Below are 11,667 nucleotides of genomic sequence, written 5' to 3' on the forward strand. Positions count from 1 at the left end.
GCGGGACGCGTCGCGTCACCGAACGGGTCGTTGCCACGCCAGCCCACGGTCCAGAGACCGAAGGTGAACCTGTCCGCGGGAGTGGGGGTGAAGCGGTCCGACATTGCACAGCCTCTTGCTCGACGTCAGGCCCGGCGACAGCTCCGCCGACCGGCCAATTTGTTTGCTTGCAGTACTAATACGCCATCCAGCCAGTCGTTTCTAGACCATTTCCGTGACGTGTCGGTTACGTGGCGCCAACATGGCAGATCCGGGGCGCTGTGCCATGGTTCGGTTTCTCGGGCAATACGGGAATTCCCACTGCCTACGGCCCTTCTCGGCCATATTTGTTTTGTGTACGATCAAAATCGAGAGGACCCGCAGCCGCGCTCGCCGCAGGCGCCCTGACGTCCCGCCCAGCACCCCCGGATCGGCGAAGGACCACCCCCATGAAGTTCACCGACGGTTTCTGGCAGATGCGCAGTGGTGTGCACGCCTCGTACGCCACGGAAGTCCGCGATGTCCGCCTCGACGACGACCGTCTCGCCGCCTACGCCGCCGTCAAGCGCGTCGAGCGCCGCGGCGACACTCTGAACGCTCCGCTGATCACCGTGGAGGCCCACGCCCCGGCCGAAGGTGTCATCGCGGTGCGCCTCACCCACCACGCGGGCAAGCGCCGCAAGGGCCCCGACTTCGAACTGCCGGGCGCCGCCCCGCAGTCCGCCGCCACCACCCGTACCGCGGGCGCGAGCGCCGAGCTGACCAGCGGCCCGCTCACCCTGCGGCTGCCCACCGAGGGCACCTTCGGGCTGGAGTTCCTCGACGCGGACGGCCGGGTCCTGACCTCCGCCGGCCGCAAGGGCAGCGCGTTCGCCACCGTCGACGACGGCAGCCACCACATGTTCGCCCAGCTCGCCCTCGGGGTCGGCGAGACCGTCCACGGCCTCGGCGAGCGCTTCACGCCGTACGTGAAGAACGGCCAGACCGTCGACATGTGGCAGGCGGACGGCGGCACCAGCAGCGAGCAGGCGTACAAGAACATCCCGTTCTACCTCTCCTCACGCGGCTACGGCGTCTTCGTCAACCACCCCGGCAAGGTCTCCTTCGAGGTGGGCTCCGAGGCCGTCGGCCAGGTGCAGTTCAGCGTCGAGGACCAGACGCTGGAGTACTTCGTCGTCGCGGGCCCCACCCCGAAGGACGTCCTCTCCCGCTACGCAGCCCTCACCGGCCTCCCCGCCCTGCCTCCCGCGTGGTCGTTCGGCCTCTGGCTGACCACCTCCTTCACCACGTCGTACGACGAGGCCACCGTCACCTCCTTCGTCGACGGCATGGCCGAGCGCGGAATCCCGCTGAGCGTCTTCCACTTCGACTGCTTCTGGATGCGCGAGTACCAGTGGTGCGACTTCGAGTGGGACCCGGCCGTCTTCCCCGACCCGGAGGGCATGATCGCCCGGCTCAAGGACAAGGGCCTGAAGATCTGCGTCTGGATCAACCCGTACATCGGGCAGAAGAGCGCCCTGTACGAGGAAGGCGCGCGCGAGGGCTACTTCGTCCTCACCCCCGACGGTGACGTCTGGCAGTGGGACAAGTGGCAGGCCGGCATGGCGCTGGTCGACTTCACCAACCCCGAGGCCACCGCCTGGTTCCAGAGCAAGCTCAAGGGCCTCCTCGACCAGGGCGTCGACGGTTTCAAGACCGACTTCGGCGAGCGCATCCCCACGGACGTCGTCTGGCACGACGGCTCCGACCAGGAGCGCATGCACAACTACTACACGCACCTCTACAACAAGGCCGTCTTCGAGCTCCTGGAGAAGGAGCGCGGCCAGGGCGAGGCCGTCCTCTTCGCCCGCTCGGCCGCCGCCGGAGGCCAGCAGTACCCGGTCCACTGGGGCGGCGACTGCTGGTCCTCCTTCGAGGCCATGGCGGAGTCCCTGCGCGGCGGTCTCTCCCTGTCGCTGTCGGGCTTCGGCTTCTGGAGCCACGACATCGGCGGCTTCGAGGGCACCCCCGACCCGGCGGTCTTCAAGCGCTGGCTCGCCTTCGGCCTCCTCTCCTCGCACAGCCGGCTGCACGGCTCGTCGTCGTACCGCGTGCCGTGGGAGTTCGGTGACGAAGCGGTGGACGTGGCCCGGCAGTTCACCCGTCTCAAGCACCGCCTCATGCCGTACCTCTACGGCGTGGCCGTCGAGGCCCACCGCACGGGCGTCCCGACGATGCGCCCCCTGCTGCTGGAGTTCCCGGACGACCCGACGGCCCGCACGGCGGACCGCGAGTACCTCCTGGGCCCCGACGTCCTGGTCGCCCCGGTCTTCACCGACGGTGGGGAGGTCGAGTACTACGTGCCCGAGGGCACCTGGACCCACCTGCTGACGGGTGACACGGTCACCGGCCCCGCCTGGCGGCGCGAGACCCATGGCTTCGACAGCCTGCCCCTGCTGGTCCGCCAGGGCGCGGTCCTGGCGCTCGGCGCCGACGAGACCCGCCCGGACGGTGAGTGGCTCGACGGCCTCGAACTCCGCGTCTTCGCCCCCGCCGGGACGGGCGACTTCACCCGCACGGTGACCGTCCCCGACCGCACGGGCGCGGTGGCGGCGACCTACGAGGTGGTCCGCGAGGGCGGCGAGGTCCGCGTCACGACGGACACGGACCGGCCGTACACGGTCACGGTCGTGGGCGAGAAGGCCTGACACCCGCCCGCCGTCGCGTCCTCACGCCCGACCGCCCGCCCCCTGGCAGCAGGGGCGCGGGCGGTCCGCCGTGAGGCGGGTGGGCGCCGCGGCCTGCTCACAGCGCCACGAGGGCGTCCGCGTGGGAGAGGCCGCTCTCCTCGACGACTTCGCGCACACTCTGGGCGTCGCGGACCGTGGCGAGGCGGACCTGCCCGGCGGAATCCGTTCGATATCCGTAGACAGCGGGTCTGGGCAGCGAGTTGTACGAGAAGTGGGACGAGAAGTAGTACGCCCCGGTGTCGTACAGCGCCACCACGTCCCCGGGCTCGATCGCCGGGAGTTCGCGGGCCGTCGCGGTCAGGTCCCCTGCGAAGCAGCACGGTCCCGCGATGTCCACGACCTGGAGCGGCCCCTCCTTGGGGCGGCCCGCGGCGTCGAACACGCCGACGCGCAGGGGCCAGGCGTCCGGCATGAACACCGTGCGGGTGGCCACCTGGGCTCCGGCGTGGGTGACCGCGATCCGCCGGCCGCCGGCCGACTTGGTGTACTCGACGACCGAGCCGATGGTGCCGCTCTTCGCCAGCAGCGAGCGGCCGAACTCGGTGACGAGGACGTAGCGGCCGTCGAAGATTCCCGGGGCCGCGTCGCGCAGTTCGGCGACGTAGTCGGCGTAGGTGGGGCGGTCGTCCTCGCTGTCGAAATTGACGGGCAGGCCGCCGCCGATGTCCAGGCCGGTGATCCGGGCGTGGCCCAGCTGCTTGTTGATCCGCTCCGCGAGCTCGTACGCGGCGCCGACCCCCTGGGCGATGAGCGGGAGGGGGCAGCCCTGGGAACCGACATGCGCGTGCAGGCGGTTGAGCCAGGGGCGCCGGGTGAAGGCGTCCATCACCGCGTCCACGGCCCCCGGGTCGCGCAGCGCGACGCCGAACTTGGACGTCGCGGTCGCGGTGCTCATCGCCCCGATGGCGCCGGCGCCGACCTGGGGGTTCACGCGCAGTCCGACAGGGCCGGCGGGCTCGCGGCCGGCCAGCAGACGGTCGACGCGCTCCAGCTCCTGGAAGTTGTCCAGGTTGATCGCGATGCCGCGCTCCAGCGCGAACTCCAGCTCCTCGACCGTCTTCGCGGGGCTGTCGAAGACCAGCCGGCCGGGGCTGAAGCCGGCCGCCAGCGCCTGTTCCACCTCGCCGGGCGAGGCCACCTCGCACCCCATCCCGGCCTCGGCGAGCAGCCGCAGCACCGGCACCAGCCCGCACGCCTTGGCCGCGAACGTGTGATGGACCGTGGCCGGACCCTCGAACGCCTCGTTCAGCGCCTCCACCGCGGCCAGCACCCCGTCCACGTCGAGCAGGCCGACCAGGGGGGAGCCGGGGCCGAGCAGGCCCTTCTCGACGGCACGGGCGAGCGCCGCCTCGCGGGCTCGCTCGCGCTGGGAGGCCGAAGCGGATGTCACCTGAATCACACTCCTACGTGGTGAGTCGCCCGTGCGCCGCGCTCGTCCGGCCGCGGACCGTTGCGACCAGCTTCGGTGCGCGGGGCCCGGCACGTCTTCGTCAGCCACCACCAGACCTGACGGATACACCTGTCCGGCCCCACAACTGAATGATCACGAGGTCGGTCGTCCTCCCGTCACGGCTCACCCGGTACGCCGGCCCAGACGCAGTCCGACGTCCGCCAGGAGCCGCACGGCCGGGTCGGCCAGGTCCACGCCGAACAGCTCCCGGGCCCGGCGCAGCCGGTACCGCAGAGTGTTGGGGTGCACATTGAGGCGCCGTGCGGCAGCGGCCGTGTCACCGAAGGCGTCGAGGTGTGCGGCGACCGAATCGCCGTACCGCGAGCCGTGCGCCCGGTCGTGCTCCGTCATCGCGTGCACGGGGCCCGGCATCGCCCCCCACAGCGGCTCCACCCGGTCGAGCAGGCGCAGTACCGCCGCATCGGCCGCCACCTCCTCGTACGAGGCCACCGCCGACCCGGCCACCGCAGCCGGCAGACGCGTGGCCCGCTCTCTCAGCACGCGCACCACCAGCTCCGCGGCGTCACGGGAGGCGGGCAGCTCCGACAGGTCCGCCACCACGGGCCCGGCACCCGCGAAGACCACGCCTCGCGGCACCGAACGGACCGTCGCCAGCAGCGTGCGCGCAGGGTCCGTCTCACCGTCCACGGCCGGCACCACGGCGTACAGCCGCCGCCCCGACCGCGCGGTCACACACCCCGGACGGTAGGCGGCGGCCCGCAACGCGAGTACGTCGAGCACCCGTTGCCCGGCGTCCCCCGGTGCGGTCTCCCGGCCGTCGTACGCCTCCGCCACCATCACGGCGTGCGGCCGGTCCCGCGCGATCCCGACGTCGTGCGCCGCCTGCGTGCTGCCCGCCAGAAGCGCGTGCACCGCGCCCTCGCGCGCCCGGGAGGCGGCCCGGCCCCACGTCAGGTGGTGCGACAGATGCGGGACCGCGGCGCGGCCCGCCGTCCGGAGCGCGGCCACCGCGTCCTCCGACAGCGGCCGCCCGTCGGCCGCGGCCCATATGGAGCCCAGCACCTCGGATCCGTGCCGCACCGCGACCGCCAGCCGCTCGGCGTACCGCGCGTCGGCGGGGAGCCGCACCACGTCGTCGGTGTTCCACAGGGCCTGGAAGAAGCCGCTCTCCCGCAGCTCGACGACCCGCCAGCGGGGCACCTCCTGGCCGAGGATCGTGAGCCTGCGCATCGGATCGGGCTCGTGGTCCATGCGCGAGTACGCCAGCACCCGCGACTGCGGGTCCTCGATCGTGATCGCGCCTCCGACGAGGTCCGCCACGGTGTTGGCCAGCCCCGGCAGGTCACCCAGCCGCAGTCCGCCCACCCCGGCCGCACCCGCGGACCGGTCCGGCCCGCTGTGCACCAGCGCCGTCCGCAACCGGCCGAGCACCTCGGTCCAGCCCTGCCCGGGCCGTCGGGTCAGCAACGCCGTACGCCCCCGCTCCGCCGCCTCCAGCAGAGCCGCCCGGGGCCCCCGGGTGCCGCGCCGCATCACCACGGCCGCCGCCCCGGCACGGTCCGCGGCACGCAGCACGTCGACAGCCTCGGGCGAGGCGACGTCGACGCCGACCGCGAGCAGGACCAGCCCGGTGGCCGCCCACGCCTCCTCGTCCCGCTCCTCACCCGGATCGTGCAGGACCACGTCGGACACCGGCACGCCGGTGCCGCACGGTGCCACGACGACGTCGAGCGTCCCGGCGGCGATCAGCGCGAGGAGCTGGGCCAGCGTGGGGCCGGGGCTGTCCGTCTCGGAGATGCGCATCGGGCCATAATCGCCGCTCGCCGTCCCGGACAGCCATGCCCCTGGTCACCACGCCGGGGCGAGCCGCCCCTCGCCGGGCCCGATGGAATGCGATCGTTGGCCCGCAGGTTGGCACCACCGGTACATACGCACGAGTACGGCACAGAGAGCGGAAGCATCCATGGGCGAGTTGATCCTGATCAGGCACGGCGAGACCGAGTGGTCCCGGTCCGGGCAGCACACGAGCTGGACCGACCTGCCCCTCACCGAGCTCGGTGAACGCCAGGCCCGCGCCCTCGTCCCGCTCCTCGCCGAACGCGAGATCGGGCTCACCCTGGTCAGCCCCTACCTCCGCGCCCGCCGCACCGCCGAACTGGCGGGCCTGCCCGCACCCCGCGAGACACCGGACCTGCGGGAGTGGGACTACGGGGCGTACGAGGGCATCACCACGGTCGAGATCCGGCGCACCCGCCCCGACTGGAACCTCTGGACCGACGGCGTCGCGCCCGGCCCCGAGGAGCACCCGGGGGAGAGCCCGCAGGAGGTCGGCGACCGGGCGGACCGGATCCTGGCCGAGGTCCGCGCGGCGGCGTCCCGTCTCGGCGAGGCGGACATCGCGCTGGTCGCCCACTCGCACTTCCTGCGCGTACTCACCGCGCGCTACCTGCGGCTGACCTCCGCGAGCGGGGAGCTCTTCCAGCTCGCCACGGGCGCGGTCTCCCGCCTCGGCACGGAACACGGCAAGCCGGTCGTGAAGGCGCTGAACATGGCGCTGCCGGAGAGGCTGTTCAACGCCATCGGATGACAGGCCTCAGAGCGAGCCGACCCTGAGGGCCTCCACGAACTGCGCCCAGCGGGCGGCCCCGAACGCGAGCACGGGGCCGTCGGGGGCCTTGCTGTCGCGGACGGGGACGAGGCCGGGGAAGCCGTCGGCGATCTCGACGCAGTTCCCCCCGTCCCCGTTGCTGTACGACGACTTGCGCCACGCTACCGAGGACAGGTCACGAGAGGTGAGCATCTGACGCATGGCCTTTCGCAGCCGACTTGATGAGGGACAGTGATGCTTCCGGAGACAGCGCGGAAGCCCTGGCCAGATCGTATGCGGAAGAGATTTGCTCCACCAGCCCTGCTTCCTCGACGAGTTGGCCGCTGTACGCAGTCTCCGTATAGGCGACGGCAGGGGCGTCGGAGAAGTGCATCAAGGTCACGGCTCCGTCCAGCAAGGGGCTTGCCCCTGCCTCGAACGGCAGTACTTGGACGACGACACGGGGGCGTCCGCCGCCTTGGGTGTGAAGGTGATCGAGCTGCTCGGCGATGACGGCGGCCCCACCGATCGGCACGCGGAGTGCCGCCTCGTGGACGATGACCCAGAGGACCGGAGAAGTGGGGGAGTCGAGCAGCAGCCCCCGTTCCATCCGGGTCCGGACATGGCCGTCGATCACGGCGCTCGAAGCGTAGGGATGAGCAGCACGGGTCAGCGCCCGCGCGTACGACTCGGTCTGCAGCAGCCCCGGGACGACCATGGAGGAGTACTCCGCGATGGAGACAGCGCGTTGCTGGAGCTCGGCCGCGTCCGCGAAATACCCCGCCACCTTCGACGTACGCGCCAGCCGGCACAGCCGCTGGAGGTGCTCGCCGCTGCGCAGCACCTCGTCCAGCGCGCGCGAGATCTCCTCCTGCGGGCGCCGCTCGCCCGCCTCGAAGAGCCCGATGTAGGTGCCCGAGCAGAACACCCGCTCACCCAGCTCGTTCTGCGACAGTCCCGCCGCCTCGCGCAGGCGGCGCAGCTCAGCGCCGTAGAAGGCGCGGGGATTGGCGTACGGGTCCAGGTCCTTCGGCAGCGGCATGCTGCGGAAGGTATCGGCTACCCCACCCCGGTATGCCAGGTTTCTGTGGACGTCACCCGGACGGGTGGCCGGCGCTTCCGCCGCGCGGCGATCCCCGACACGAGTGCGGTGGCGAGCAGTAGCAGACCGAGCAGCATCGCCAGCCCCAGCCTCACGGGGCCCGAGCGGTCGTCAAGGGCCCTGGCCACAACGGTCGTCGACGGTACGGTTCCCGACCGGTCGTCCAGGAAGGAGCGGGAATCCCTGGCGTTGGCGCGGAAGTCGCCGAGCACGAAGAGGCGTCCCTCGGGGACCACCACGTCGTAACCGGTCGCCATTCCGGACGGATCGCCGTCCTTGACGTACGGCTCGGTGAGCGTGGTGCCGTTCAAGGTCACGGCTCCGCCGGGCTGTTGTGTGACACGGTCCCCACCGACGCCGATCACCCGTCCGAGCGTGGCCAGGCCCTGATAGCGCTCCGGCATGCGGTACAGGACCACGTCCCCGCGCCGTACCTCATCCGCGTCGATCCGCTGGAGGAGTACGCGCTCGCCGATGGAGTACGTCGGCTCCATGGAACCGCCTGACACCTCCGCCGAGGTGTAGCCCGTCGCGAACAGCGCCAGGGGCCCCACCAGCAGCAGTGCTCCGATGACGCCCGAGGCCCAGGCGGCCCGTCGCAGCCCTCGTCCCGCCCGGCTCATAGTTCCCCCCTTCGCACGCCTGTACGTGCGTGCGGGGAGATTAGCGCAACGGCGGACGGCCGGTACCTCGCCCCCGAGGTACCGGCCGGTTCCGTTCGGCGTGCCCGCTCTCAGGCCGCCTTCTTCTTCAGAGAGGTGAGGTGGGCGAAGACGACGACGTTGGCGGAGTAGCCGTTCTTCTTGTCGAAGCGCCCGCCGCACGTCAGGAGCCTGAGCTCCGGACGGCCGGTGGCGCCGTACACCTTGTCGTCGGGGAACTCGTCCTTCGTGTAGGTCTTCACCTTGTCGACGGTGAAGACCGCGGTCCGCTTGTCCGCCCGGGTGACCTTCACCGTGTCCCCGCGGCGAAGGGCGTTGAGGTTGAGGAAGATCGCCGGTCCCGTCGCGGTGTCCCGGTGACCGACGAGCAGCGAGGTTCCCGCCTCTCCGGGGGACGGGCCCTTGCTGTACCACCCGACCAGCTTGGGCTTGCTCAGCGGCGGGGCGCCGAGCCTGCCCTTCTTGTCGAGGGCGAGGCCGGTGACCGGGGCCTCGATGAAGATCGCGGGGACGGCGACCTTCAAAGGCCGGGAGTGCACCAGCGGGGCATGCGATGCGGGCACCGCCTTCTGCGGCTTGTGCGGTGCCCTCCTGAACGGCGGTGCCCCGCCGCCCGCGGCGTCGCTGCCGCGGGCGGCGGTGACCGACGAGGCGTCCTCGGGCGAGTCGGAACTCGCCCACACGACGCCGGTCACCAGCGAGAAGGTCACGCACAGGGTGATCGTGAGCCGGCATGCACGGCTCGGCCCCCGTCGTCGCCGTCGGCCGCGCGGGTTATGCCTCGTTGCGGGCACGACGGCGCGCGGATCGACGGACCATGATCAGCCCCGCGATACCGGCGGCACCGGCGACCAGCGCGGCCGAGGTGCCGACGTTCGACTCGCCCTCGGAGCTGACGCTCTCCATCTCCGGGACGCCGCCGCCACCTGCCGGCACCGCGCCGGACGGCTTCTCGTAGATCTCGGAGGCGCCCTTCTCACCGCTCTCCTCCGCACCCTTGTCCGCCTGGGCGCCCGTCTCGGACGAGCCCCGGCCGCCCTCGTCCTGGCGGTTGCCGTTCTGGTTGCCACCCTGGGCGGGACGCGAGCAGTCGACCTCGAAGCTCCTCTGCTTCGGGCCCGCCGGGACGGTCCACACCAGCTGGTACGTGCCCTCCGGGAGCAGGTACTGCTGGCTGCGGGCCTGGCCGTTCACGAGCGGAAGGGTGCCCAGGAGCGTGTCGCCCGGGGGGACGGTGGGCGGCTGCTCGGTGATCGTCCAGGGGACGGAGGGGAAGGACTCGAAGTTGCTCGCCTTGAGCACGAACTTGCAGACCTCGACGCCGTCGCGGTCACCACGTGAGTGCCAGCCGACCGAGGTGACCTCGATGTCGCCGCTGTCCCCGGGCAGGGCGTAGGCGGCGGGGGCTCCGGCGAGGGTGGCACCGGCGACGGCGACCGCAGCGGCCATCGTGACGCCCGTACGGGCGCCGCGGGAGCGGACGGAAGTGGAAATGCGCATGCTGGGCTCCTTCAAGCCGAGATGATTGTCGTACTGATCACCTGATCGCCTAAGAGATGACATGGATCGTCAAAAGAGTCTGTCGGGACACCGTAAAAACGCCCAAAAGTACCCTGACTAGCCGATAGCAGTCAGTGGATCCCCGGGCGGAAACCGCCCGAGTGCCCGGAAAAGGGAGGCCGGATCAGGCGGACCGACGCCGACGGCGCAGGTGCGCGGCTGTCAGAGCAAGGGCCACGACAACACCCGCGGTGATCGAGCCCCAGACGACGGGGCGCAGGAAGGCCCGGTAGGCCGGGGCGGGCGAGGCGTCGAGCGGGATGACCGCGGTGTCGTTGCCGGGGGTGCGGTCGTAGGGGTTGTACGCCCGGATCCTGCCCCGGGCACCCGCGACCTGACGGTCGATGCGGACGTGGAACACGATGGACGTCGTGCCGTCGTCCTCCGCCCAGGCGAACGCCTCACCGCCGAGGTCGCAGACGAACGCCCCGCCGGGCTTCTTCGGCTGCTCGCACCCCCACTTCAGGTCGCTGTCCTCGAAGGAGTACGGAACCGAGGTGACCGTGGTGCCCTCCGGCGGGACCACCTCGAAGCGGCCCTTCACCTCGTCGACCTGCAGCTTGCCGGGGCCCAGGTCCCGCACCCCGAGCCGCACCTCCACCGTGTCGCCGACGCGTCCACGGACGGTCCCGGTGACCGGCCGGTAGTCGGCCTGGACCGTGGTCACGACCCGGACGGTGCCGTTGACGCCGTCGAACCGGCCGTCCGCGGCGCGGACCAGGGTGATGGGGGCGCCCGTACCGCGCACGGTGTGGCCGGCGGGCCTCTTAGGGGCCGACGACCAGGTGTAGGAGAGCGTGCCGGCCAGTTCCTTCTCCGCCGCGACGTAGGCGAGCGGGGCGCCGGTGCGGTACGCGGTGCCCGGTGCGGCCTTCGTGGGGAACACGCACCACGCCGAAGTGGGGGAGGCGCCCTCGTAACGGCAGTTGCTGTGACGGGTCTTGAGGGTGAGGCCGTCGGCCGTGGTGATGTGCAGGGCGACACCCCGGTCCGCGGCGAACCGGGTGTTGTTGGCGAACTCCGGTGTCAGCGGGGCGGGCCGGCCCGGCTCGACACCGCTGACCTTCAGCTCCTCGTCGGGCGCGTCCAGTGTGGGGCCGCCGACGACCATGCGCGTGGTGCCGGTGACGGGCGCCGCGTTCTCGGCGCTCGCGGTGTAGGTGACCGTGCCGCTGTCACCCGGCTTCACGCCGTCCAGCCCCAGGATGTCGAAGGGCGCGTTGCTCTCACCGTCGTTTTGGAGTGTGCCGTACTCGCAGGTGTAGACCCAGCCACTGCCGGTGCAGTTCCCGTAACCGCCTTCGACCACGCGGGCGATGCCCTTGAGTCCCGACGCATCCACCACGACCTTGATGCCGCGGGCCGGTTCCTTGTTGCCGGGGACGACGGCCACCGGCACCTGGAAGTCCCCGTTCGTGGCCCCGGCGCCCTCGTCCGCGTTGTAGACGACCATGGTGCGCGGCGCGTCCTCCAGGCTCAGCGCCACAGCCTCCGACGCGGTCGCGGGGGTCGGGGCGAAGGCCGTCGCGAGGAGCGCGGCCAGAGCCGCGCGTCCGGTGATCCGCGCCCATATCCGTGGAGCCATGCGGAGCACTATGCCACCGGGGGCCGGCCACCCGCTCGTGCGGACGGCCGGC

Annotated in this window: 10 protein-coding genes; 2 read left to right on the plus strand and 8 right to left on the minus strand. The window is 71.7% G+C overall.

Annotation, left to right across the window (positions count from 1 at the left end; all coding sequences use genetic code 11):
* The first annotated feature begins 428 nt into the window (after positions 1-428).
* Complete coding sequence (yicI, locus tag ACIQM3_RS27060) at positions 429-2,666, plus strand: alpha-xylosidase (protein ID WP_401628419.1); 2,238 nt, start codon at positions 429-431, stop codon at positions 2,664-2,666.
* Positions 2,667-2,763: 97 nt separating this feature from the next.
* On the opposite strand, the gene ACIQM3_RS27065 is transcribed toward yicI, so the two are convergent.
* Together ACIQM3_RS27065 and ACIQM3_RS27070 are read right to left on the minus strand one after the other, a co-directional pair.
* A complete protein-coding gene (locus ACIQM3_RS27065) occupies positions 2,764-4,098 on the minus strand; it encodes a diaminopimelate decarboxylase (protein WP_401628421.1) in 1,335 nt (444 codons plus the stop codon).
* A 183-nt stretch (positions 4,099-4,281) separates the two neighbouring features.
* Positions 4,282-5,922, minus strand: a complete 1,641-nt coding sequence (locus tag ACIQM3_RS27070) for a PucR family transcriptional regulator (RefSeq protein ID WP_401628424.1) — start codon at positions 5,920-5,922, stop codon at positions 4,282-4,284.
* Between the two features lie 160 nt (positions 5,923-6,082).
* Here ACIQM3_RS27070 and ACIQM3_RS27075 point away from each other — a divergent pair, with 160 nt between their 5' ends.
* Positions 6,083-6,706, plus strand: coding sequence for a histidine phosphatase family protein (locus tag ACIQM3_RS27075; protein ID WP_401628427.1), 624 nt, complete (start codon positions 6,083-6,085; stop codon positions 6,704-6,706).
* A gap of 6 nt (positions 6,707-6,712) precedes the next feature.
* Here ACIQM3_RS27075 and ACIQM3_RS27080 read toward each other — a convergent pair whose 3' ends face one another.
* From ACIQM3_RS27080 to ACIQM3_RS27105, 6 genes are all read right to left on the minus strand, one after another.
* A complete protein-coding gene (locus tag ACIQM3_RS27080; protein WP_401628430.1) occupies positions 6,713-6,919 on the minus strand; it encodes a DUF397 domain-containing protein in 207 nt (68 codons plus the stop codon).
* The gene (locus ACIQM3_RS27085) at positions 6,903-7,748 is read right to left on the minus strand and encodes a Scr1 family TA system antitoxin-like transcriptional regulator (RefSeq protein ID WP_401628432.1); all 846 of its coding nucleotides are present in this window, start codon (positions 7,746-7,748) and stop codon (positions 6,903-6,905) included. Before ACIQM3_RS27085 ends, ACIQM3_RS27080 begins: the two co-directional genes overlap by 17 nt.
* 17 nt (positions 7,749-7,765) lie before the next feature.
* Positions 7,766-8,431 (minus strand): signal peptidase I, encoded by a 666-nt coding sequence (lepB, locus tag ACIQM3_RS27090; protein ID WP_401628435.1) that lies wholly within the window; start codon positions 8,429-8,431, stop codon positions 7,766-7,768.
* Between the two features lie 110 nt (positions 8,432-8,541).
* Positions 8,542-9,180 (minus strand): class F sortase, encoded by a 639-nt coding sequence (locus tag ACIQM3_RS27095; RefSeq protein WP_401628437.1) that lies wholly within the window; start codon positions 9,178-9,180, stop codon positions 8,542-8,544.
* 64 nt (positions 9,181-9,244) lie between these two features.
* Positions 9,245-9,970, minus strand: a complete 726-nt coding sequence (locus ACIQM3_RS27100) for a hypothetical protein (protein ID WP_401628439.1) — start codon at positions 9,968-9,970, stop codon at positions 9,245-9,247.
* A 184-nt stretch (positions 9,971-10,154) separates the two neighbouring features.
* A complete protein-coding gene (locus ACIQM3_RS27105) occupies positions 10,155-11,615 on the minus strand; it encodes a hypothetical protein (protein WP_401628442.1) in 1,461 nt (486 codons plus the stop codon).
* Between the last annotated feature and the right edge of the window lie 52 nt (positions 11,616-11,667).

Source organism: Streptomyces sp. NPDC091271 (genome assembly GCF_044757505.1).
Classification (GTDB): Bacteria; Actinomycetota; Actinomycetes; order Streptomycetales; family Streptomycetaceae; genus Streptomyces.